This window comes from Haladaptatus sp. DYSN1, assembly GCF_029489995.1.
Lineage (GTDB): Archaea > Halobacteriota > Halobacteria > Halobacteriales > Halococcaceae > QDMS2.
Window position 1 is genome coordinate 119,593 of the sequence record NZ_CP120470.1, and the last position, 22,604, is coordinate 142,196.

Below are 22,604 nucleotides of genomic sequence, written 5' to 3' on the forward strand. Positions count from 1 at the left end.
TTTCAACTCCTCCATACGGCTGAGCTTTCGATAGAAAACTGCTAGTGAGTGCTATCGGGTGGCGATGAGAACACCGACTGACTCAGTGATGATTTCAACATCAGTGAGCGTAAACCCTGCATCCACGAGGCAATTTGCGACGGTTCCCATCCGTGGCAGCGTCTCATACTCGCTCGAGGACTCTACCGGCCCGAAACGCATCTTGTCGGCGACCGCTATACACCGTGGATTCAACGACGCGAGCCCGTCGATGGCGGCGCGTAATTCGTTCTCGCCCCCTTCGTCGTAGGCCATGTAGAGGGCGTAGCTGGCGACGACGACGTCCACCGGTTCCTCGACGTTCGGTTCTCGGAACGACCCGTGGTCGAACGAGACGTTCTCGACGCCGCGCTGTGCAGCCTTTTCACGAGCGTACTGGAGCCACTCGTCGAAGATGTCTCGCCCGAGCACGTGGCCACACTTCAACGCGAGTTCGAGCGCGACGATGCCGGTCCCCGTCCCGATGTCGAGCACCACGTCGTCCGGCTCGATGGGCGCGTGTGCGAAAAGATACGACAGACACCGCTGGTACACTTCGTCTGCCTCGCTGTCCGCATCGTAGTCCATCGGGGTGTAGCCGTGAGACTCGCCTTCTGTGTCGGCCATTGTACAGCGACTAAGTCGTGCTGGTGGATAAGGGTCTCAAGAATTATGATTGACACATTCGACCGACCAGCGCTGTGTTCAGCACTGAATGCGAGACAACCACCGACGACGCTACCGTTCGAAGCAAATTTGTCGGTGAGTTATCTATTTCGAACATGACCACGGTGAAACGGCTCTACAACCGCAGCGATGCGTGGTTGCAGGGGTTGCCTCAGGGGAAATACGCCGCCTTCTTGGGATTGGCAGGCGGCGTCGGAGTTCTTATCGCCGGATCCCTATTGCGTTCCGCGTTCATCCTCGTTCAGGCGCTCACGATGGCGGTCGTTCTGTTCAGCATGGAATACGCGTTCGGACTCCACCAGACGGCAGAGGGGTGACGGAGCAATCGGTAAATCGTCGGGCAAACAAGTACTAAGGTATGGGAAACCACGCCAATCACAGTCGACACGGGTTGCCACAGGGCTATGGCCCTCAAAGTCATGCGACGTTGGGTGGGTTAACAGTGGCTGACGCTGGCTTCCGTTTTGTACCCACAGACACTCGCTTCACCCCCAATACACCCCGAGACTGGCAGTTCCAAATCGTTACGGCAACCGGAAAGGTCGTTACCGAATTCGACGAGTCGCATGGACAGCGCGCCCATCTGATCGTCGTTCGGCGAGACTTGACTCGATTTCAGCACCTCCATCCCGCACTCGGCGACGATGGGACGTGGCGTGTCGAGGCATTCACACTCCCTGACCCAGGAGTATACCGGGCATTCGTCGACCTCGTTGTCGATGGGAATCCAACCACACTCGGATTCGACCTCTTTGCGTCGGGCCAGATGGACGTAGCCCCACGGCCAGAAACATCGTACCGTGATACGGCTACAGGATACGACGTCGAACTCCAAGTGAGTGCGGTTCTGGCTGGTACGTCGGTCGACTTGGTATTCGAGATTGGACGTGACGGCGAACCCGTGTCGCGGTTAGAGCAATATCTGGGAGCGCGCGGCCATCTCGTTGCGCTCCGCGAAGGCGACCTTGCCTATCTCCACGTCCACCCTGAAACGACGGACTCCGACAGCGGGCGCGTCGAATTCAAGACAACGTTTCCAACGCCGGGGAGCTACCGGTTGTTCCTCCAATCGAAGCCAGACGGGACGCTCATCACGACCCAGCACGACATTCGAATTGAACACTGACGGTTTCTGTGAGGATCACGAACGACTGGCTCCAGCGCGTACGATACTACCCAGACCACGGACCGTACAGATAGGAGGGTTCCCAACTGCCGATTTCAATCTTTCATATCGTGTGAGTGTCTGACGAACGATTAAATAGCCTGGACGAACACCTACCTCCAATGGGCAACAAGAACAAAACCATCTCGTTTCGCGTCAACGAAGACGCCTTCGAGACCCTGCGGGAGATAGCCGAAGAGCGCGACATCTCGCTGTCCGCGGTGTTCCGCGACTACGTCCAGACGCTCGTCGCCCACGACGGCCAGGTGCGCGTCGTCCCCGAACACGAAATCCCGAGCGAAGACAGCGACAAAAAGAGCTTCCCCCCGCGCGTCGAAGTGCCAAAGAGCTTCATCCGCGAACACGAACGCCTCGAACTCGAAAACGACCACCTCCGCGAGCAGTTAGAGGAGTACAAACGCTACGTCACCCAACTCCGCCAAACGCTCGAAGACGTAGACGACGAAGAAGAAGTCATCTTGCTCGACGACTTAGACGAAGACATTGACCACGAAGAGACGTTTCACCTGAGCTAACTCAACGCGATAAGTCGCGCTTTGCCTGACTCAATTTTTCTTCCATCTCCCGGTTGTTCTCGACCCCCGCGAGTTCCTCGGCTGCTTCGAGGGTGCGAACTGAGTCATCCAGAAACGAGAGGATATCGCCCGCATAGGCGTACAGCATGTAATCGTCACCCATCACGTCCACGATAGAATCCGGGCCAAGTCCCTGCGCCCGCAGTTCGAGTAAATACGAGATGAACTTGCGCTCAGGATGCCCACAGTACGGATTCGTCTCACAGCCACAATCCAGAAAGTCTTCGGCGAAGTCAAGGACGCGCTCCTGGGTCGCATCGTCGAGTTTCATCAGCCCCTCGCCCTGGAAGAGAATGTCGAGGGTCGCGCCGCTAAACGCGCTCTTTGGGATGTTCGTTCCCAGTTGGGAGGCAATCTGGCGGTGGTTCTTCAGATAGATTTTGTCCGTGATGGCCACGCGTAGTCGGGCATAGGTGACTGGAGGCCAAAAGCCACACGGAGTCCGTCCGGAGTCGTAACGTATTTTAGCAAACCAGAATTAGAAGGAGATGCGTGTCCGGGTTGGGGTAGTGGACTATCCTTCAGCCTTGTGGAGGCTGAGACGCGGGTTCGATTCTCGCACCTGGACCCTTCAACTTTTTGACATTAACTCAGGAGAGGAGAAGCGTATGCTGTGTTGCGATTTTCTCACTGCCAACCGCGAAATGACCAGAAAAGAATAGCTGACAGATATTAGTTCAACTTTCAGACATTACCTTGGAGTGAGCGGAGGTTTTCCCGCGAAATATGCCCAAATTCAGCCTTGCGATGGCATGACGGACACAGTGATATGACGTTTTGGAGGGTATGAGCGTCAGTTCTAGAGTGCTTCTCAGATTCGACAAACCACCGTACAGGGACGATGTGGTGAACATCAGGATTTCTGCCGAGGTCATCCGTGTCCGTACCACAGTGTTTGCACTCATACCCGTCGCGTTTGAGGGCCTGTTTTCGAACTCGGTTCCACCCAGTGCCGTAGTTCCCAATCGAGCCGCCGTTCCAATTGGGATGTCCTTCACCGCGAAAGGCGTCTGAGAGCCATTGGTGTCTACACTCCTCGCTGCACAGCACTGTCTCGCCGATGTTGCTTGGATACCGCTCAACAAGTTCTCCACAAACGTCACAGGCGACAGTTTTCATTCCACCAGTCCATCGAGGATTTGCAGAACCGTTCAGTGCAGGCGTCGATTGCCACGAGCTGTTTTCTACACAATCAGGACAGTACAATCCCTTCTTCATCGACGGATAGTATTCGAACTCCGCTTCGCAGAGTTGGCACGTTGCGGTGGACTTCCCGCCTTTGTAATTCGGATTCTTCTCGCCTGCAAACGAGACAGCATCGTCGTGGCATTCACTGGAGCAGTATGCCTTCTCGTGAGGGGAGTAGAACTTGGCATCGCAGTGAGCACACGTGTAATTGGGGAGTTCCTCGCCGTGGGTTCTGGCGTGATGGACTTTCATGCCCCGAGAGCTGGAGAACACACGACCACAGGTAGGACACGGGGTGTCCGTCATTGTGACCGTCTCCGTGGGTGGTTGTTCGTAGTTGGTACTATGGTTGCTTCGACGTTTGTTTCATCCATTTGGAATCAGCAGGCCCGACAAAACGCGCCTGCACCCCTTGCAGGCGCGTGAAAAATTGGCGTCTCGCATTGCTGTATGAAGTCTTCAGACGAAGGCTCCCCAACTCGCAAATCAAATCTCAACGTAACTGGTGAGGTGAGCGGCCCTGTTTGAATCCGCAGATGCGGATTCGTTGTTGAGTCGTGCTGAATGCAGCGCGCATATTCAGCAGCAGTCAGTTCGATAACTGGATGAGAGACACCGGCCACCGAATATGCGGTCCTTCTGGAGTGGCCAGCAGGCCAGATGGGACGACACGGCCATCACACCCCCACGACACCCACATACACGAGTACGAGCAAGACGAGACCGAGTAGGACACTCGCCAGTGCGATTTGCCGTTCACGCGGGGTGAGCGGACGCGTGTTGATGGTTTGTTCAATGACGACTCCCAGCGCCGTGCCCGTAGCAGCGAACAGGATTACGCCGATGACGACGTTGTGGGACATAATCCACGCGACTCCTCCAAAGACGGCGCCGAGCAGGAATCCGATGGCGAACCCTACTCCTTCTGGGTACGCCTGCGGAGACGATTCAACGTCCATATGTAGAGTAGGCTCGATGGCAGAAAATACGTGACTGTGTGTCTCACTACCAAAAACCGTCTACACCGGACTCCGCTGCCATGAGTCGTATGCCGAGTGCAGAATGATGAGAGAACAGGGGTTACCGAGCGAGTCGTGGTCGGCAGGTAGCGCGATCGTTCATACTACATCGAAGTATTGTATCAAGTTATCACTCTTATATCACGTGCTGAGAGTCCTCACGAGCCCCGTTTTTCGACTATCAGGAGGAAAATTAGCTTCTTACTGACCCCAATTATCTGGAGGAGACCCGTCTTCTGGATGTTTGGGAGTATTGACACGACCTCCCCGTCAAGCGTATTCAGGTAGTCTTTCAACTGCTCTCGATATCGTTCCATATCGATCGGGAAGCGATGCACGTCGTACTCCATCACACATGATTATTTACCATCACTAATAGTGACTATTACGGACTGTAGAGCCCCAACGCCACCGAGTTGTGAGAACCCACGCTTGCTGCATACGACCCCTGAGTCGGTCACGACGTTCATGACACACCTCGAGTAGTTCGAACGGCCCGTGCTGAACTCAGCGCGCGAGTCGGTCACTGGCCAGTAGCCGTCGTCGTCGGTGTGAGAGATTTATCATGTCGGGAGATTAATCATAAGATGGTTGACGATGGAACGACTCAGACGGCTCCATGAAAGCCTCAGACTCCGAGCGGTGCTCGTCGGAGTCGCCGTCGAATTCGGGCTGCTGTTGGTCATTTGGCTGCCAATCGTGTCCATTGGTTTCGGCTGGCTGCCGGTTGACGGGAACCCGATTGCCCCCATCGTCCTCTTGCTGCTGTTTCAAGTCTTCCAAGTCCTCCCGTGGCTGGTCGGTGGCGCTGCCGCCGGCTTCCTGACGGCAGGTACGCGGCGACGAAGTGGCGTGAACGGCGGGGCGTCGGGGTTCGCTGCAGGGTTCGTACTTGGGCTCGCCGTCGGACTCCTCGCCGTGGCTGGTGCCGAGTTCGTGCAGCCGCCAACCGGGCTGGCTGGACAGCTGCGGATGCTCGTTGGGCCGCTCGTCTTCGGTGTGGGCCTCGGCCTCCTGCTGAGCCTCTTCGGCGCCGTTGGCGGCCTGCTCGGTTTCGCGGTTCGGCAGCGGACGCGGTGACATCACTTACAGGTGGTTGTCCATCTGCTGCATACATCCTCTAAGTCTTGCACGACGCTCCTGACAGCAACTGAGGATATTTCTACGGTCGTGCTGAATATACGCTCTATACTCAGCAAGGTAGCGAACCGTTTTGAGACGTGAGGCGGATAGTTAAGACGTCGGTACCGTTCTGACGGACTGTTTCGACCAACCCAGACAGACGACACCGACGGCGTCGACGATGGAGTCGCGCGACAGCCAAACACGAGGAGGCTCGGCGACGCCGACCGAACGAGCCACACGAACAGAAGAGGACCGACACGACGAAATCCCTGGGGGTGGACCTCGGTGGGCGTTCGACGTCGGTGAATTCGCCGCTGGTCCGGCTTTTTCGAACGGACCGTTCGTCTAGTACTGGATGGAGGAGACCCCCCCGACTTCGGGACACACGCGTCGCCTGTAGCTGCGTCGACGCCGTCGGTCGAAACGTCCTGAGCGCCGCCTAAACTGCCATGTCGAGTTCACGAGTCGACGTCTGTCTCGTCTTCACCGGCCGGGAGCAGCGTCGACGCGAGCAACACGAGAAGCACAAGGAGCGTGAGAAGCAACAAGGTCGCTCGCTGGGCTTGCACGATCGCGGTGTCGAACACGCTGGCCAGCAGCTCCTGTTGTGCGGGAGAGAGACTGGCGAGGAACTCGCGCTGTGTCTCTTTCGTTGCCGTCTCGACGGCGTCTTCGAGCGCCACCACGAGTGTCGCCCGGTCACCGAACGGTACGTCTGCATCGACGGCGGTCAGCACACCAGTAACGACGCCTCCGTAGAACTGTCTCAACAAGTACGTGCCCACAATCGCGGTCCCGAACGCGTAGCCCAGCATCATCGTCGCGTTCAACAGTCCCGAGGCCGCCGCCGAATCGGCCGTCTCGACCGCAGAAAGCGTCATGTCGATGAGTTGTGCCATCACGAGGCCGAGACCGAGTCCGACCAGTACCATCGGTACGACGAGTTGCACCACCGTCGTGTCGAGGGACGTCTGGGACACGAGCGAGAGCGTGCCGAGCCCCATGAGGACGATGCCACCCTGAATGAGCAGTTTCGGCGGGACGAACCGTCGCCAGTCGGTCGTAAAGATCGACGCGACGAACGTCGCGACCGAGAACGGGAGCATCGCGACCCCCGTCTCGAACGCGGTGTATCCGGCGCCGGACTGGAGGAAGACGGGGATGATGAAGATGAATCCGGCGAGGACCAGGGACCGAACGGCGTTCGTGACCACACCTGCAGTGAACGGGCCGTTCGCCAAGAGCCGAACCGGAACCAGCGGTGACCCACCGTCCCGCTCGATTCGACGCTCGTACTGGACGAAAACCGCGAAGACGACGAGTCCCAGGCCGATGAGCCAGACGGTGGGAGATGCCCCGAACAGGTCGAGTTGCCAGACCCCAATGACGAACGGTCGACGAGCCGCCAGCCAGCCGTATCGGCCGGCCAGTAGCACACCCGCGACGAGGGCCGTCGTCCCGACGATAGAGAGGAGCGCCCCACCGACGTCTAACTTCGAACGAGTGGTGGTGACGGGTTCAGCGGGGAGATACCGGACGAAAAAGAGTGCGACGAGGACGATCAGCACCTCGATACCGAACCCCCACCGCCAACTTGCAAACGTCGTGACCGCCCCGCCCAGCAGTGGCCCGAACGCGGCCCCAGCCGCGTTCACCCCGGCGAGAATTCCGAGGGCCTTCGCCCGGTCTACGCCCTCGTAGCTGACGAGGAGGACCGTGAACGTCAGCGGGAGTAAGACGGCGGCTGCGGCACCCTCGATGACCGACCACCCGATGTAGAGGACGATGATGTTCCAACTCACCGCTGCCAGCGTCGTCCCGACCGCGTAGACGATGAGCGTCGCCGTCATCAGCCGTCGAACCCCGTACATCGACGACAGTTTGCCACCGGGAAGGATCAACGCCGCCATGACCATCGCGTAGAACGAGATCGCGCCTTGCACGACTGTGACGGTCGTCTCGAGGTCGACCACGATCGACGGAATCGCGACGTTCATCAACGTCGAATCGATGACGCCGATGAACATCGCGAGACTCACCGCGATCGCTGGCCCCCAGTACGCCAACCCTCCCGACGAATTCGCCACCTGTGCGTCCGCTTCGAGAGTGGGAGTGCTCGCGTCGGATTCCATGCACGTGCGATACAACCTCTCGCTCGATAAACCTCTCTGCGCACAGACAGCGTCCGGCTATCCACTGGTTCAGCGTCGGCGGTGTGGGGCTCCCGAGTCGAGTGGTCGTCCACAGTGTGGACACCACGTGGCTCCAGGTGTTCCCGGCATCGGTGTCTGTTCGCCTGCCCGGTCTGCGAAAAACCCCGCCGCCAGGATACTCGAGGGGAGAGTGAAGAAGGCGACCCCACCGAGCATGGTCGCAGCACCGAGGAGCCGGCCGAGCGGCGTCACCGGCACGACGTCGCCGTATCCGACTGTTGTGAGCGTCACAACCCCCCACCAGAGCGTATCCGGAATCGACGAGAACGCGTCCGGCTGGACGCTCCCTTCGACGAAGTACATGAGCGTCGAGGAGACGAGGACGAACATCCCGGCTCCACTGAACGCGACGATGAGGTCGGCCCGCTGTGCGTCAAGCACCCGTTTGAACCGTCGTCGCGAGTGCCTAAACCAGGAGAGGTTGAGCACGCGGGCCAACCACAAGACCCGAAACAGTCCTGACTCGAGCAGGGAAATCTCGAAGAGGAAGCCGATCCAAAACGTCGCGATTACGAATAAATCGACGACTGCGATGGGGTCGCGGACGAATGCGAATCGAGGGCTCCGCACATTGCCGTGGGGAGCAGAGCCCGCGGCCCAGAGTCGGATGACGTACAAGCCAGTGAACAGGACGATAGAGCCGACGAGTAAGGCCGCGAAGAAGCTCGAGTACCGGTCACCAAGTGACTCGACGGTCGAGAGAACGACGGCGATGACGTTCATCGACGCCAGGGCGAACACGATCAGATCGAATCGCGCACCCAATCGGTTCTCGGGGTCGGGGTCGACCACCGTCCACACCTGGTCTCTGGACAGCTGTACCATGCTGCACACATGTCTCCCGAGTCATATGGCGTTACCTCCCGCGTGAGCCGTTCAGCCGTTGGAATCTAACGCAGCCGTCCTGTCGGGACCGAGGACGCCGGTCAACGTCGACGTCGGGTCGAATTCGGCGCGTTGTGGGTCGAGAGGGCTTCGAGCGACCGATTCAGCCCTTCATACGGTTCCCCGGTCGGTGTCGGATGAGACTTCCGCGTTCAGTTCACGCGACGGGCTGACGATGGTACGCGATGGGATCGTGGCCTCCCGTTTCGGTGCGGTTGTGACGAGCCCCTGGAACCATGTCTCGTCGTTCGGCGCCGCCTTCTCGATGAGTTCGTAGTCAACGATGACGCCACCGCCCTCGGTCGCCCTTCGTCTCTCTCACACATGGTCCCTCACCGTGGGTCGGTCGAGACCGATTCGGTCGATGGCGGATTGCGATACCGTCCCATCGGAGATTTGTGCTTCGACGAATCCGACTCTGACGACGACGTGGCGACCCAGTTGGTCGGTCAGCTGGTCGTCGAATTGTTGTGCGAGATTGGGTGGCGCTTGCAGGTCCCGCGGGATTCCGACCAGCACGTCGACATGCGGTTGGTTGCCGAGAAGCAGGTCTACAGGTCTGTAATCCACGGTAACGCTGACGAGTTCGACACCCTCGATGTTCGCCTCTTCGAACTGTCGTTCGAGTTCCATCTGTGTCTGCTGTTCGAACGAGGCTGTCTGAAACGACGCGTAGGTCACACCGGCGAGGACGATAGAAAGAACGGCGATTGCCACACCGATGACGGCGATTCGGGAGGCGACAGACGCTCTGATCCCTTCCCGGTCGTCGGCGTCCTGGGGTTTGAATCCCGACAGATAGAACAGGATCAACGCCGAGAGGTTGATTGCGAGGAGATTAACAACGACCAGAACCGTGCCAGCGACGGCGACGCCCGGAAGTCCGAACGCGAGACCCAGTCCGGCGGTAGCCGCTGGTGGAACGAGCGCGACGGCGATGGCGACTCCAACGAGGGTCCCTCCCGACCCGCGCATAATGCTAATGGCGCCCGCGATTCCCGACCCCAGAGCGAGAAAGAGTGACAGGACATTCGGACTCGTGCGTTCTGCGACCTGTGGAATTGCCTGGATATCGAGGCCCGGCGGAATGAGGATGGTCTGCTGGAGTAACACACCGAGTATCGCAGCCGTCGCGATCGCCGCCGTGAGACCTGTGACCTGCAGGACGATTCCGCGAGACGCCATCCGTTGGTCGGCCAGTATCGTCCCGACCGACGCGGAGACTGCTGGCCCCATCAGGGGAGCGACAACCATGGCGCCGATGATGGTCGCCGCAGAGTCGAGGAGAAGCCCTGTCGCGGCGATGATGGTGCTAAGTAACAAGAAGCTGAAGAACGTCGAGTTCGCCGGTGCGAGCTCTTCCGCGCGAGCAGACAGTTCGTCCCGAGAGATTCTGAGCCCAGGGAACCGATCTTGTAGCGCCGAGAGCCGCTGTGAGACCACTGTCTCGGTGGGAAGGATGATGGTGTAGCTGTCGTCCCGGATACCTGCGGTCGTCAACTCCTCCATCACCGTCTCGACGCCACTGGGCGGAACCGGGAACTGTACCATCGCCTCGAAATCCCCACGGCCGACCTCATCGAAGACCGCGTAGTCGATCCTCTGTTCGTCGAGAGCCCCGAGGACGCTCTCTCGTTTGCCCTCGGGTATCAACACCTGAACAAGTCGCATGCACTCTATGACGTATCGAATAGAGAAATACTACGATTATTCTGATACGATACGTTCTCATCTCTTACAACGGACATATTATATATCACGTAGCAGTCCCGTGCGACGTGCTACCGAACCGTAACGAACTGTGTGAGCATCACACGAACTCATGGATTTCTCGATGCTTCTGTAACGCCTCAACACTGGGTTTTGCCCGCTTGTCGGAAGGAAGTTCCAGCGTCTCCCCATCGTATTGTTTGAACTCATGATATCCCTCACACCCCGTTTCGTCCCGAACGAGAACCTCGTAATCATCCGAGACAGAAAGCCACCCAGAATCGAAAGCCCAGTGGTGTAATCGACAAAGCGCCATTCCATTTCGAGGGTCCTCAGAACTTCCCTCACTTTTTGGGTAAATGTGCGCAGCTTCGACCTCAAACCCACCCGCCAGGCTTTCTCGCCTACTCTCGCAGACAGCACAGATATAATCGTAAGCTTCACCAACCGCCGAAATGCGGCGTCACGAGCTTTCCGCTTCTGTATCGTGTATTGCGTCTTGTCCTCGATGATAGTGGCTTCCGAATCAAGAGCCCGCGCCAGTAGAGATTGTTCCGCTTGGATTTCGTCTTCGGTAGGTTCTGAAATTTCTTGAACAGGAGAACCGAACAGAGCTGCTTCAAGCGAACCGTACTGTCGAACTAACTCTCCAACCTTTTCCTCAGCGACAGGATCGAGACTGCTATTCACAAATCGGTCATTTTTGTAGCCCAACATCGACCGCACTTCTTCAACGGTCGGAACATCCTCTCTGTAGTCGTTGAGCGTGTAGATGTGACGACTCTCCGGATTATTCCAGAGCCAATCGCCGACTGTCTGACTCTCGAACACTCGACCGACGGTTCCGGCTCCGATGAATGCACCAGCATGGTAAAAGAGGACAACGTCGTCCTGTTTGAGTCGGTCAATTGCCGCCTGTTTCTTCGCACTGTCTGTTGCAGTTGTTCCCCAAACACGCACCGAATCAGCCCCTTCCAACTGCGAGGGGACGTTCGCACGACCAGCGAGTTTGAATGGACGAACTACGGAGGTCTTGAATCTGGTAAGCCACTCGTCATTGACTGCCACAAAGAACAAGCCAACATCGTTTGGTGACTCAACATCCTTGACGAACGCACGACCGTCACGAGTCACCTGGTACTCATCCCCTTGCTTTTCGACTAACCCCATACTCCGAAGCCAATTTGCCCGCTGGAGCGCCATATCCGGCTCGCCACGACGCCAGCCCAATTCGGGGTGTGTATCGAGTTGCTGGTCGCTAATCTCCATGATGGTCATCGGGGCGACGGCCAACGCATAGAGCAGACTCCGGAGCCCAACGTTGCGGTCGGACATGACTCGGAACAGTGTTGCCGTGTCATGGTTCTGCGTGTACTCTTCACCAACAGCACCGAGGGTCCACTTCTCGCCATCACGCTGTAAGAAGCCGAGATTTGTGAGATACCCCATGCGCCGCATGATGGACGACCGACTGGAGACGTTCGCAAACGTTTCCTGATGCCATGCAACGAGTTCGTCTGTCGTCGGGTAGGAGGAATCGACGAATGCCAGCGTTGCATCCAGTGTCTCGATGTACTGGGTCGCCCCACCAAACATCGGGACGATACTTCGGAGCCGATCTGCGGTCATGCATTGACCTCAAGCGTCCAGCATTTGATCCTTTGGCTGGTCTGTCTGCTTCGAGAATGAATACTCGATACGCGAGTGAGCGGACTATCAGACAAATTGGGTTGTAGATGGCTGACGACGACGCTGGCACCCACTGTCTTTTCGAAAATCGGAGGCTGGCGATGTCTACTCAGATAGTAGTAATCAGACTATTAGAGTTTGAACTATAATAGTTTGAACTATAATAGTTTGAACTATAACTCCGAAGACAATATGTACCTCCTGAGATAACTGAGCGCATGGACCAGTTCGTCAATCGAATCAAGGAGCTCGATCGGTTGGAGGCGCTCTATTCGAGCAATACTGCAGAGCTTGCGATTATCTATGGGCGACGGCAAATCGGCAAAAGCGAACTCGTCCGCCAATCGATTGCCGACCGCGACGGTGCGGTGTACTATCAGGCAGTCCAGGGAACAGAGACGACGCAACTCAGGCGGTTCATCGAGGCAGCCGCCACGACGTATCCCGATAGTACCGCCGTCAAAGAGGAGTGGGAACCCCTCCTGAAACACCTCGTCGACAAAGACGCAATCATCGTTATCGACGAATTCCCGTACCTCATCGAATCGAACGAGGGCCTCCCCTCGATCATTCAACATCTCTGGGATACGGCTGTCGATGAGAGTCAGGCAACCCTCGTACTAACGGGCTCTGCAATCGGGATGATTCATACACACGTCCTTGATGGAGGGGCACCACTCTACGGGCGCGTATCACAGACACCGAATGGCCGTCTCGAACTCACTCAACTCCCGTTTCGCTCCATCAACGAGTTCGTGCCCACGTACGATCCCGAGGAGCGAGTGTTCGTCTATGGTGTCTTCGGGGGCACACCCCGATATCTCATGCCACTCGATCCGTCGCAACGTCTCGGAGAGAATATCAATCGGTTGTTGTGTGACCCAGATGGACCACTCCATGACGAACCCGAAACCGTCCTCCAGATGGAGCTCAGTGAGGTGAACACGTATTTTTCCGTACTGGAGTCGATGGCGAGTGGAAACCGCAGTCGGAACGAAATCGCGCAGGGAGCCGGTATCGAAAGCACCAACACGTCGTACTATTTCGACCGGCTGGAAACGCTCCAGATAATCGAGAAACACCATCCAGCACTCGCCAACCCGGCACGCAGCAAACAGACTCGATACCACATCCGAGACCCCGTATTCCGGTTTTACTTCCGATATCTCTACGGACGAAGTGGACAGTACGAACTCTACGGCGAGAACGCCTATGCTGATCTCATCGAACCGGAATTGCCCGACTTCGTCAGTGAGACGTTCGAATCACTCTGTCATCAGGCAGTACCGGAACTCTATACAGACTACCAGCTCACACAGGTTCCGAGTCAGTGGTGGTACAAGGGCCGTGAGGTGGACGTCGTCGCACCAACCGACGGATCGACGCTGATCGTTGGCGAAGCGAAGTTCACAAACGCACCCCTCGGCTATGACGTTCTCTCAGCTCTCGAAGAAGACGCACCCCATATCGACTGGACGCCCGAAGCGGGTGGAGAGCCGGAATTTGAGTTCGCCTTGTTCAGCCGGTCTGGATTCAAACGCTCTGTCGAAGAAGCTGCAGACGAACGCGATGACCTCCGTCTCTTCGATCTGACCGAGGTCGTTGCCGTTCTCGAAAGTGAAGCCGAAAACTGAAAGGAGATAGCTGGAAGTCATACATTCGACTCATGTCCGTTCCGGCGATTGCCAGAACCACCATACGAGAGACTCACCCATCACTCTCCGATGAGTCACTGAGAAACCCAACGAACAACATCCCATCCGTCTTCAAATCATATTCGACATCGATATCGAGAGTAGTGTAGTTGAACGGTTCCGTCACGATGTGATACCCATTCGGTGACTCACGGACCGTCACGACCGACGTCTGTTTCTCCAGAGATGCGAGCAGGCGTTGTGCATCCTCCTCTGAGGTATCGTCCAGGTCGAAGAGGAATCGTGAGTCGTCGCTCGCAGTAGGTTTCTGGAGTTCAGATTTCCAGTAACTGGACAGGCGCTTGAACTTCCGGGGGGCAGTCTCATCGCCCTTTAACCACGCTCTGATCCAGCCGTTTGTCTGCTCCTGAAAATTGAAGAAGCCGTCTACCGTGTTCCGGGCATTCACGGAGAGATACAGCCGAAAGGCCAGTGGGTCGCCGGATTCGGTTCGGTAGTGTTGAGCCCACGACTGGAGCTGGTCGAATTTCCGACGAATGTCTTGAGTATCTGTGACGACTTCACGAAACGTGACTTCTGTACTGCTGGTGAGGTGTGGGTTCTCTTTCTGGCGTGCAATCGCCATGAACAGGTAAACGCGTTCCTCGCCAAACATGCAGTACTCCTCGACAGTGTTGACGGCGGTTTGGTCGTTCATTCGGGATGGATACTGAGTATTGATTTCTCCACTCTGTCGATAACCCATTGGTTGGCAGACATTATAACTCGGTCTCTCGATGAAAATTCGTCTTTCACTCAGCGAGTGACCTCTTCGTCAACGGACTTGCAGTGCTTGGTCGAATCGCAAGGAGTTCGGCACTCTCAGAAAGACTTTGTATATGTGTTGTATTTATAACAAGAATGAGGTCGTCCGATGAGTCTCGCCGAGCGTTTCTCCTGAGGGGGTTGGGCATTAGCGCCACCACTCTCCTCGCCGGTTGTTCGGCGATTCAACACGCAGTCAAGCCACCCGAGCAACCCACCGCACGCATCGAGAAGATGCAACTCATCAACCGCGATTCAGACACTCATCGATTCACCGTACAGATTGAGACGAATGGCTCGGTCACCTACGAGAAGTCTCACAAAGTGCCGTCTGCAGGAACAGCGCCCGTTCCGGTGCTATTCGATGAACTCCCGCAGGAAGCGGGACGCCAAAGAGTCTCAGTGGGAGTGAATGGAACCGGTGAAGGCGAGTCGATGACATATGATGAGAACACGTGCTATAGCATCATTATCGAGTACGAAGAGGGGCAAGTTGGCTTCTTTTCTGCGAGCGGTGACAAGCACTGTCGGACTTCGAAGCAGTGACAGAGTGAATAATTCACGAACAGGTAGAGGAACACACCCTCAAAGCAGTTCGCTCGTGACCGATTCGCTCTCCCTATCAGCACGACGTATAAACGCGAGCCAATCAATAGCAAAGAGTCAGTGACTACACCGCATATTTCCAACCCACTGGATATATATTAGGAGAGGGCGTACTTCCGAATATGCCTGACGATAGCCACGAGACCACCTATCCACAGACTTCAATGACGCGGGGTGAGCGGATTCGTGCCGCTGCACGGACGCTTCGAACCCCCCGCACTGCCTCATGGGTTGCCACAGAAACGGAAGTCTCCGTCAAGACGGCGCAAAAATACCTCGACCAACTTGTTGAGGACAACGTTCTACGAACGATAAAACAAGGTGACCAAACGCTCTACTGTGTCGATCAGCTCATGGCAACCTATCGTGAAATCGCCACACTTCAACGAGAGCAGAGTCGTGAGGAACTGACGAGGGCGCTTGAATCGATGCGTGCCAAAATCACCGACTGGAAAGAATCCTACAACGTTGAGACACCTGGCGAACTTCGAGCGAGTATCGCAGATGTTTCCGATGCCGATGAGAGCAGGACGCGGCGCGAAACCGCAAGCGAATGGGAGCACCTCGCTGACCGCATCCCGGTCGTTCGGGCGGCACTCAACGAATACGACTGGGCGACAGACCGAGACGCCATCCCTGTGTGAGTAGATGGGCCTTTCAGGAACAACCGACAGCTCGGTCTATGAAGGGCTCAGGGATGTCCTCCAGCGGCATCCTGCAATCACGTCAGTCGGGTATGAGCCAGATAGTATCGTCAAGAAATGTATCCGAGCACAAATCGACCCAACCCGTGTTGTGCCGATGACTGGTCCTGAATCACCGCTGCTTGACGTCGAATGGCGATTTTTCCGTGATACACAGCACTTCCGAGTCCACTACGCAGATCCGAACACTGGATTCAACTGTGGATGGCATTGCGATGACGATCATCCCGAACTGGGGCCAATGCACTTCCAGTATAAAATCCAGAAACGGGAGAGATGAGCTATGAGCGGGCGACGTTCGAGAAATCTGTTCCAACAGAGATACTCTGGGTTGTGCTCGACCAACTGTTCCAAGACCGAATCCCCAGTCTCACAGAAACTTGACATCCTCCCCGCGCTAAAGCGCGAGGATTCCTCCGTTGGGGGTTCGGCTACCGACCCACGGAGGCAACTTGCGGGTTCGTGCGCACTTCTTTGGGACTTTCATGAGGGTGTGGTTTCCCCGACCAATCGTGGTCGTCCCACTCGAATCGCACGGGCCGTGCCATCGGCCTGATTTCGCAATCGCTGTTCTCTCGAAGGAACGTCTCAGACGCCGTGAGGTCGGCGTGCCCCTCGAAGCCACACGGACACGTCAGCGTATCTCCGTGGCGAACCGTCTTCTCGTGGTCGCCACACTCGGGACACGTCTGACTCGTCCACGCTTCCGACTCGGCTTCGAGGCTGATACCGTATTCCTCACAGACGCACGCGAGACGGTGGATGAACTTCTTGAATGCCCAGAAGTTGTGCGTCTTCTCGTTCACCCTGACCGACCAATGCGTTTCCAGCACGTCGGTCAAATCACCCACGTACACCGTCGCCACACCCTCGTCGTACAGCCGTTCAACGAGGTCGCGCACCAGCGCGTTCTGTGCGTGGTCACGGCGACGGGTTCGCTGTCGGTACAGCCGTCGAATCCGCTTGGAACTGTAGCGTCCCTCTCGGAGTCGTCCGGAAAACTTTGTCTTCCGTGATTCCGAGAGACTGCATCTCTCGGGCAATTTCGTCTGTTGTCTCACGGAACCGTCCGAACAACCCCCGTCCGTCGTAGAGGTACTGGTTCCCAGTAGTCGTGGAACAGGCGACGAGGTTGTTCGCGCCAACGTCGAGGGCGGCTTCTTCGGAAGCCAGTGGTGAATCCAGTCGAGAATCAGGTACGGTGACTGGTTGAAAAGCCCTGAACGTGTCGCTCACCTCGTCGTACTCAAGTTCCAGACGACCCTGTTTTCCGTCCCACTTCGGGTTGCCTCGGACTTCGAGGCGGAGTCGTTCGTGGTAGCCGAGTCCGTATTCGTCTTTCAGTTCTTGCCCGACGGGGATTTCAAGACGACTACGCTTGCCCCACTGAATCGTGTACTGGTTGTTGCGGATGTAGGTACGGAGTTCGCGTCCGTCCTCCTCGTTGCCCCAGTACGACGGCGGGTTGGCGTACTCGCCTTTCTCCTTGAGGGCGAAGAACGACCGCCACGCTTCGCTGTTCTTGCGCGTGACCTGTTGGACGGTCGCGCTTCCGACGACGCCGTTGTAGCGCCCTCGGTATTCGGAGATGTCCCACACGTCGCCGTCACCGAAGTAGTTCTGGCGACGTTCATAGGTCAGTTCGTTCCACAGAGAGGCGGACGCATCGAGTAGCCGTAGGAGGCACTCTTTGTCGTTCTCGGTCTGTGGAACCACCTCGAAGGTGTTGACGCGTTTCATGCGTCCTCACCCTCCTGTTCAGCGATGTAGCGTTCGACAGCGCCTTTAGATGCGCTCCCCGCCGTACCGACGTAGTACGAACGAGTCCACTTCACGCGGTCGTCGTAGCGGTTGTTGTATTTCCGCGCCGAGATGCCCTTGACCCAGTTGACGATGAGTGATGGGGCGTTCTTCGGTGGACTCCCGATGAACAGGTGTACGTGGTCGGGCATGACCTTGGACTCGGCCAGTTCGAGGCCCTTGTCGTCACAGATTTCCGCGAAGATGGTTTCGAGACGTTCCTCCGTCTCCCCCGTCAGGTGCGAACCCCGATACTGAGCGGAACCTTGTTCCGCGAGGTCAGCGGAATCTTCGATTCCGTCAGATTTCGGAACGAACACTATGTGGTAGTAGAGTTCGTATTTCGCGTGACGGGTACTCTTCACCATCCATGCATACTATCACGGTCGGGCGGCTTAAAGATCGCGTTGGAACCCCGTCTATGCCATCGTCGGCGGTTGAATACTGTTGGTCGGCTTCATCCCCGCCCTGAAGGGCGAGGCTTTCGCCTCGAATTTTTCGTAATCAACACGTCAGTCCGAACAGCTATCTCGCAGTTCGACAGAGGCGGCGGGAAGAAAGACGACGTGGTGGGTGGCACTCAACTCGTTATCGAAGCCCTCCCGATGTTATTGAAAACGTGCCTAGTCAGTCGGCGAGCGAACGGTCTCCCCGATATCGACGCGCTCCGCAGGATATCCTTCGATAACCGCGTTGACCACTGCACCCAGTAACAGGACGACTCCACTGAAGTACAACCACGTGAGGAGGAGCATGATACCGGTGATGAGACCGGTCCCGCCACCACTCGACAGCGTGACGTAGATCTGGAATACGCCTTGGAGAAGAGCCCATCCGACTGCGGCCACGACGACCCCTGGCAGGACTTCGCGCGGCGAGACGTCCACGTTCGGGAAGACGTAGTACATTGGGAACAACGCGACCACGAGGCCGATGGCCACTACGACCGGCAACAGCACCCCAAGGAATGGAACTCGTTCCGAGTAGGCACTGAATGCGCTCGTCGCCACGATAATAGCGGCGGCGGCGAACACGAATGACACGAGGACGACGAGTCCATCTCTGAGCTGGTCAGTGAACGAACTGTCGACATCAACCTCGTAAATTTCCGCGAACGCGGTGTTGAGTCCTCCGAAGAGTTTCAACGCACTCCAGACGAGCACGACGAGGCCGAAAACCGACGATCCGGCGGCCCCGCTCGTCTGGCTCTGGAAGAGACGCGTGATGACCTGGGCGATCATCGACTGTTCCTAATCGGATGGTTTGACCGGAAGAGAGGGGATAGCAGAGAATCGAGACGGAACTACAAACGGAGTCTGAGGGGACGTGCAAAATCGGAATTGGCGGGTTACAGCCCTCGAAGCGCTCGAGGAACACGAAATGGCACGCAAGGAACACAGCGAAGCGATACCCGGGCTAAGAATCAACGAAATCCACACGCCTGATTCGCCGCGACACGCCGTCTATCGGGCATTCAGCCAGCGAACAGACGCAGATGTGAAAGAGAAAACCACCAGAGGGAAACCGATTATGAAACATCGAGCGAGAAACCGCTCGAACGAGGAGCGCTCGAAACCCACCGAACCACCGGAAGCGACTCTGTCCCGACTCATTTCGAACACGCGTGCCACAGCCAGAGGAACGCCGAATCGTTCTAGCTCCCAGTACCACCAACAATACTCACCACTACCGGAGAAAACAGCCAGGTATGAACAGTAATCGACGGCCTGGGAGACGAGTATCGGGCACACCATCCGATTCTGTCGGGTATCACTACGTATGAAACGGAGTCGCTCCGCCGTCCAGGTGGTTGCTCGTGGTCGGTCCGCTGCTTGGTTCGTATTGTCTTTCATCGATCGGGAATCGGCAGGCGCGTGAAAACCTGGCTGAGTGCGCGGACAAACGATTTTGTGCGCTGCACGCCGATAGTGAGAGTGAGATGCTATTAGAGGAGACTACAAGAATACAGGCGTCTCCGGAAGCCGTCTACGGCTTCTTCGAGTCGATGGAGGCAAATTACGAGCGGTGGCACCCGGACCACATCGAGTTTCGGTGGCTCGACGAAGCCGGATTAGCGCAGGGGTCGGAAGCCTACTTCGAGGAACGGATTGCGGGGAAGACCCAGCAAAAGACGGTGCGATTTACCGAGGTGGTTCCTAACCAATACATCGAGTTTAGACCAACATCGCTGCTCGTTGGACTCCTGATGCCGTCGATTAGCTTTACCATCGACCCGCACGAGGACGGCTGTGACCTCACCCAACGAATCAGGGTTCGCACCGGACCAATCGGTGCGCGGCTCAACCGGCGTGAGTTCGACGCCGTCCGGAAACATATGAAAGAGGAAGGTGAGAATTTGAAGGCCATTCTCGAACCTGAAGTCGTGAGGAAACCGTGACTGAGCAGTGGGATGTGTGCGGTTCGCAGCCGATCCGTCAGATTTTACGAAGGGCAGGCATTACGAGGAGTGAATCAGCGTCCAGACTCGTCCAACGCCGTGTTGCGACCTTCTTTGAGGACCTTCTTTGAGGAGTTCATCTGATGACTTCTCCACGTCTGTGAATTCAGACCGGAGAACTGCAAGCGGATCTTCGTCGATGGGAGTGAGCTTGAGAGCATCGTGGAGTTGGATGATTCGATAACGCTCACCGTAGCGCTCTCTGAGTTCTTTCGGGAGCGGTAGCGATCGGGGTTCGATTCTCGCACCTGGACCTTCCTTCCGTTCTCAATTCCTGAGCGTTTGCTCTCGACTGAGAGCAACGCGAACATGGACGAAAACGGGAGTGATCAGATAGGAGAGAATCGAAGCAAGGAGCGACCGAAGGGAGCGACTGAGGTTCGATTCTCGCACCTGGTACCGTTTCACAATTTCACTCCGACGAGCGGTCGCTTTCGTCGTTCTGTCCGCTCTATTTGGCGGGATAATGGGAAGAAAGACAGTTGAAGGCCATGACGCTTGTTACCCCACAGACCAAACTGTAACTATGGGTACCGATGGCCTCGTCGAACTCGACCAAGAGTGTTGGGTCGCATTCGCGAAGTACAATCTGCTGTTGGCGACATTGTTTGGAGTGTTCGCCCTGGCCGGTCGGACAATGCTGTCCGGCAGTAATCTATCATTCTGCGAGGAGAGAATCCCGCCCTAAAGGGGGGGAGTGAATCCGACAACTCCTACACAGACCACCGTCGATTGCAGACAGGATATTCAACGCCAGTCCATACCATTAAGTAGGTTTGTCTACATAGGCTATGTATGGCGATTCAGGTCACTCGAACCTACGTTGCTTCCATCCGGAACCAGCCACAGGTCACGAGTGACTTGGACTCGCTTGGGTTCGCCGCCTCGAAACTCTGGAACATCGCACGCTGGACGTGCGACCGCATCTGGAGCGAAACAGGGACAATCCCCGAGGATGGCCCGCTCAAGGCCTACCTGAAGACCCACGAACGCTACGCCGACCTCAATTCTCAGTCGAGTCAGCGAGTCATCGAAGAACTCGCTGAAGCGTTCCGTGGCTGGTACGCCAAGCGCCGAAACGGGAACGACCGCGCAAACCCACCGAAGTACCGCAAACACAACGGCGACCACCCGCGCTCGACGGTCACGTTCAAAGAAGACGGCTTCAAACACGACGCCCACAACAACCGGATTCGCCTCTCCAAAGGTCGAAACCTGAAAGAACACTGGTCGGACTTCATCCTCTGCGAAATCGAGACCCGACCAGATGTTGTTGTCGAGAACGTCCGCCAAGTCCGAGCCGTCTACAACGGCGACGAGTGGGAACTCCACATCGTGTGCAAACACGACATCGAGGCTGAGTCGCCCGGCAACGAAACCGCCGGTATCGACCTCGGCATCAAGAACGTCGCCGCCGTCTCGTATTCCACGGGCGCCCACGAGTTGTATCCGGGGAACGCCCTCAAGACCGACGAACGCTACTTCGCCAAGGAGATAGCAACGTGCAACTCCTCTCGGTCAAACAAGGCCCTCAGGCTTCGACGGAAACGTTCTGAGCGCCGGTCACACTACCTGCACGCCCTCACCAGACACCTCGTCTCAGAGTGCGTCGAACGAGGTGTCGGAACGATTGCTGTTGGTAACCTCGAAGGCATCCGTGACAACGACGAAACCGGCGAGGCTCGCAACTGGGGCGACCGTGGCAACGAAGGCTTGCACGGGTGGGCGTTCGACCGCTTCACGAACCTCCTCACGTACAAGGCGAAAGCCGAAGGCATCGCCGTCGTTGTGGTGAGCGAGCGCGACACCTCGAAGACGTGTTCGTGCTGTGGACAGAAACGAGATGCCAATCGTGTAGAGCGTGGCTTGTACGTCTGTTGTGGGTGTGGAGTCGTGATGAACGCCGACTCGAATGGTGCGGAGAACATTCGGCGTCGGTTAGACCAAGCAGAAAAGGTAACTCTGAGTCCTCGGTCTTCCGGGGATAGGAGTAGCGGGCGTGTGGCACGCCCAGTAGTCAACCTGTTCCGTCGTGGAGAACACGACCCGAGTAGTGGACAGGGGACGTTCGCTGACCAAGCGAGCCTCTGTGAACCGTAAATATCCCAACGCGGTACGGGAAGCCCCGCCGTTCATGGCGGGGAGGATGTCACTTGTCGTCGAGAATGCAGCGTTAGCACTGTTATTCGGGACCGTCCAGACATACGCATGGCTTTCGGCCTGAGACGTTGATACCCGCTTTTTGGACGACGTAAGCAACGAACTCCCCGGCATTGCTGGGT

The 22,604-nt window shown here is 56.9% G+C and carries 20 protein-coding genes, 1 tRNA gene and 1 pseudogene; 9 read left to right on the forward strand and 13 right to left on the reverse strand.

The features are described 5' to 3' along the window. Positions 1 to 51: 51 nt before the first annotated feature. Complete coding sequence (locus tag P0648_RS00630; RefSeq protein WP_277504872.1) at positions 52 to 645, reverse strand: class I SAM-dependent methyltransferase; 594 nt, start codon at positions 643 to 645, stop codon at positions 52 to 54. A gap of 74 nt (positions 646 to 719) precedes the next feature. Here P0648_RS00630 and P0648_RS00635 point away from each other — a divergent pair, with 74 nt between their 5' ends. The 3 genes from P0648_RS00635 to P0648_RS00645 all read left to right on the forward strand — a co-directional run bounded on the left by P0648_RS00635 (position 720) and on the right by P0648_RS00645 (position 2,406). After that, the gene (locus P0648_RS00635; RefSeq protein ID WP_277504874.1) at positions 720 to 1,022 is read left to right on the forward strand and encodes a hypothetical protein; all 303 of its coding nucleotides are present in this window, start codon (positions 720 to 722) and stop codon (positions 1,020 to 1,022) included. A 287-nt stretch (positions 1,023 to 1,309) separates the two neighbouring features. Further along, entirely contained in the window at positions 1,310 to 1,831 is a 522-nt protein-coding gene (locus P0648_RS00640; protein WP_276246177.1) for a hypothetical protein, read from the forward strand. A gap of 161 nt (positions 1,832 to 1,992) precedes the next feature. Continuing rightward, positions 1,993 to 2,406, forward strand: coding sequence for a ribbon-helix-helix protein, CopG family (locus tag P0648_RS00645; protein WP_276246176.1), 414 nt, complete (start codon positions 1,993 to 1,995; stop codon positions 2,404 to 2,406). Position 2,407: 1 nt separating this feature from the next. On the opposite strand, the gene P0648_RS00650 is transcribed toward P0648_RS00645, so the two are convergent. Then, positions 2,408 to 2,863 carry a DUF5814 domain-containing protein gene (locus tag P0648_RS00650; RefSeq protein WP_276274718.1) on the reverse strand — a complete coding sequence of 152 codons (456 nt, stop codon included), beginning with the start codon at positions 2,861 to 2,863 and terminating at the stop codon, positions 2,408 to 2,410. 98 nt (positions 2,864 to 2,961) lie between these two features. Here P0648_RS00650 and P0648_RS00655 point away from each other — a divergent pair. Continuing rightward, positions 2,962 to 3,034, forward strand: a tRNA-His gene (locus P0648_RS00655). A gap of 116 nt (positions 3,035 to 3,150) precedes the next feature. Here the strand turns inward: P0648_RS00655 and P0648_RS20525 are convergent. From P0648_RS20525 to P0648_RS00670, 3 genes are all read right to left on the reverse strand, one after another. Then, positions 3,151 to 3,960 (reverse strand): HNH endonuclease, encoded by an 810-nt coding sequence (locus P0648_RS20525; RefSeq protein ID WP_369685663.1) that lies wholly within the window; start codon positions 3,958 to 3,960, stop codon positions 3,151 to 3,153. 371 nt (positions 3,961 to 4,331) lie between these two features. Next, entirely contained in the window at positions 4,332 to 4,613 is a 282-nt protein-coding gene (locus P0648_RS00665) for a hypothetical protein (RefSeq protein ID WP_276274717.1), read from the reverse strand. 218 nt (positions 4,614 to 4,831) lie between these two features. Further along, the gene (locus P0648_RS00670) at positions 4,832 to 5,023 is read right to left on the reverse strand and encodes a hypothetical protein (RefSeq protein WP_276274716.1); all 192 of its coding nucleotides are present in this window, start codon (positions 5,021 to 5,023) and stop codon (positions 4,832 to 4,834) included. Between the two features lie 247 nt (positions 5,024 to 5,270). Between P0648_RS00670 and P0648_RS00675 the strand changes: the two genes are divergently transcribed. Next, positions 5,271 to 5,753 carry a hypothetical protein gene (locus tag P0648_RS00675; RefSeq protein WP_277504879.1) on the forward strand — a complete coding sequence of 161 codons (483 nt, stop codon included), beginning with the start codon at positions 5,271 to 5,273 and terminating at the stop codon, positions 5,751 to 5,753. 503 nt (positions 5,754 to 6,256) lie between these two features. On the opposite strand, the gene P0648_RS00680 is transcribed toward P0648_RS00675, so the two are convergent. The 4 genes from P0648_RS00680 to P0648_RS20530 all read right to left on the reverse strand — a co-directional run bounded on the left by P0648_RS00680 (position 6,257) and on the right by P0648_RS20530 (position 11,063). Next, complete coding sequence (locus tag P0648_RS00680; protein ID WP_276274713.1) at positions 6,257 to 7,930, reverse strand: MFS transporter; 1,674 nt, start codon at positions 7,928 to 7,930, stop codon at positions 6,257 to 6,259. A gap of 69 nt (positions 7,931 to 7,999) precedes the next feature. Further along, positions 8,000 to 8,836 carry an ion transporter gene (locus tag P0648_RS00685; protein ID WP_276274712.1) on the reverse strand — a complete coding sequence of 279 codons (837 nt, stop codon included), beginning with the start codon at positions 8,834 to 8,836 and terminating at the stop codon, positions 8,000 to 8,002. A gap of 378 nt (positions 8,837 to 9,214) precedes the next feature. Then, entirely contained in the window at positions 9,215 to 10,567 is a 1,353-nt protein-coding gene (locus P0648_RS00690; protein ID WP_277504882.1) for a TIGR00341 family protein, read from the reverse strand. 139 nt (positions 10,568 to 10,706) lie between these two features. Then, on the reverse strand, positions 10,707 to 11,063 hold the full coding sequence (locus P0648_RS20530) for an HNH endonuclease (RefSeq protein ID WP_369685687.1): 357 nt from the start codon (positions 11,061 to 11,063) through the stop codon (positions 10,707 to 10,709). Between the two features lie 1,450 nt (positions 11,064 to 12,513). Between P0648_RS20530 and P0648_RS00700 the strand changes: the two genes are divergently transcribed. Then, positions 12,514 to 13,929: an ATP-binding protein gene (locus tag P0648_RS00700; protein ID WP_277504886.1), complete on the forward strand. Its 1,416-nt coding sequence runs from the start codon at positions 12,514 to 12,516 to the stop codon at positions 13,927 to 13,929. A gap of 73 nt (positions 13,930 to 14,002) precedes the next feature. On the opposite strand, the gene P0648_RS00705 is transcribed toward P0648_RS00700, so the two are convergent. Next, the gene (locus tag P0648_RS00705) at positions 14,003 to 14,647 is read right to left on the reverse strand and encodes a hypothetical protein (protein ID WP_276246163.1); all 645 of its coding nucleotides are present in this window, start codon (positions 14,645 to 14,647) and stop codon (positions 14,003 to 14,005) included. A gap of 835 nt (positions 14,648 to 15,482) precedes the next feature. On the opposite strand from P0648_RS00705, the gene P0648_RS00710 reads away from it, so the two are divergent. Further along, positions 15,483 to 16,004 (forward strand): hypothetical protein, encoded by a 522-nt coding sequence (locus tag P0648_RS00710; protein WP_276246162.1) that lies wholly within the window; start codon positions 15,483 to 15,485, stop codon positions 16,002 to 16,004. Positions 16,005 to 16,495: 491 nt separating this feature from the next. Here P0648_RS00710 and P0648_RS00715 read toward each other — a convergent pair. The 3 genes and pseudogenes from P0648_RS00715 to P0648_RS00725 form a co-directional block, all read right to left on the reverse strand. Further along, a pseudogene (locus P0648_RS00715) lies at positions 16,496 to 17,804 on the reverse strand (RNA-guided endonuclease InsQ/TnpB family protein). Beyond that, positions 17,801 to 18,232: an IS200/IS605 family transposase gene (gene tnpA, locus P0648_RS00720; protein WP_277504889.1), complete on the reverse strand. Its 432-nt coding sequence runs from the start codon at positions 18,230 to 18,232 to the stop codon at positions 17,801 to 17,803. Before tnpA ends, P0648_RS00715 begins: the two are co-directional and overlap by 4 nt. A gap of 255 nt (positions 18,233 to 18,487) precedes the next feature. Continuing rightward, entirely contained in the window at positions 18,488 to 19,105 is a 618-nt protein-coding gene (locus P0648_RS00725; RefSeq protein WP_277504890.1) for a YihY/virulence factor BrkB family protein, read from the reverse strand. A gap of 698 nt (positions 19,106 to 19,803) precedes the next feature. Here P0648_RS00725 and P0648_RS00730 point away from each other — a divergent pair. Together P0648_RS00730 and P0648_RS00735 are read left to right on the forward strand one after the other, a co-directional pair. Next, on the forward strand, positions 19,804 to 20,262 hold the full coding sequence (locus tag P0648_RS00730) for an SRPBCC family protein (protein WP_276246161.1): 459 nt from the start codon (positions 19,804 to 19,806) through the stop codon (positions 20,260 to 20,262). 855 nt (positions 20,263 to 21,117) lie between these two features. Beyond that, complete coding sequence (locus P0648_RS00735; protein ID WP_276246160.1) at positions 21,118 to 22,422, forward strand: transposase; 1,305 nt, start codon at positions 21,118 to 21,120, stop codon at positions 22,420 to 22,422. Positions 22,423 to 22,604: the final 182 nt, after the last annotated feature.

What these genes read in the sequence shown, in the direction of transcription:
- P0648_RS00700 (WP_277504886.1), top strand. Translation starts at nt 12,514, where the DNA reads ATGGACCAGTTCGTCAATCGAATCAAGGAGCTCGATCGGTTGGAGGCG.
- P0648_RS00685 (WP_276274712.1), bottom strand. Translation starts at nt 8,836, where the DNA reads ATGGTACAGCTGTCCAGAGACCAGGTGTGGACGGTGGTCGACCCCGAC.
- P0648_RS00630 (WP_277504872.1), bottom strand. Translation starts at nt 645, where the DNA reads ATGGCCGACACAGAAGGCGAGTCTCACGGCTACACCCCGATGGACTAC.
- P0648_RS00705 (WP_276246163.1), bottom strand. Translation starts at nt 14,647, where the DNA reads ATGAACGACCAAACCGCCGTCAACACTGTCGAGGAGTACTGCATGTTT.
- P0648_RS00675 (WP_277504879.1), top strand. Translation starts at nt 5,271, where the DNA reads ATGGAACGACTCAGACGGCTCCATGAAAGCCTCAGACTCCGAGCGGTG.
- P0648_RS00645 (WP_276246176.1), top strand. Translation starts at nt 1,993, where the DNA reads ATGGGCAACAAGAACAAAACCATCTCGTTTCGCGTCAACGAAGACGCC.
- P0648_RS00670 (WP_276274716.1), bottom strand. Translation starts at nt 5,023, where the DNA reads ATGGAGTACGACGTGCATCGCTTCCCGATCGATATGGAACGATATCGA.
- P0648_RS00725 (WP_277504890.1), bottom strand. Translation starts at nt 19,105, where the DNA reads ATGATCGCCCAGGTCATCACGCGTCTCTTCCAGAGCCAGACGAGCGGG.
- P0648_RS00665 (WP_276274717.1), bottom strand. Translation starts at nt 4,613, where the DNA reads ATGGACGTTGAATCGTCTCCGCAGGCGTACCCAGAAGGAGTAGGGTTC.
- P0648_RS00710 (WP_276246162.1), top strand. Translation starts at nt 15,483, where the DNA reads ATGCCTGACGATAGCCACGAGACCACCTATCCACAGACTTCAATGACG.
- P0648_RS00690 (WP_277504882.1), bottom strand. Translation starts at nt 10,567, where the DNA reads ATGCGACTTGTTCAGGTGTTGATACCCGAGGGCAAACGAGAGAGCGTC.
- P0648_RS00680 (WP_276274713.1), bottom strand. Translation starts at nt 7,930, where the DNA reads ATGGAATCCGACGCGAGCACTCCCACTCTCGAAGCGGACGCACAGGTG.
- P0648_RS00730 (WP_276246161.1), top strand. Translation starts at nt 19,804, where the DNA reads ATGCTATTAGAGGAGACTACAAGAATACAGGCGTCTCCGGAAGCCGTC.
- P0648_RS00735 (WP_276246160.1), top strand. Translation starts at nt 21,118, where the DNA reads ATGGCGATTCAGGTCACTCGAACCTACGTTGCTTCCATCCGGAACCAG.
- P0648_RS20525 (WP_369685663.1), bottom strand. Translation starts at nt 3,960, where the DNA reads ATGACGGACACCCCGTGTCCTACCTGTGGTCGTGTGTTCTCCAGCTCT.
- tnpA (WP_277504889.1), bottom strand. Translation starts at nt 18,232, where the DNA reads ATGGTGAAGAGTACCCGTCACGCGAAATACGAACTCTACTACCACATA.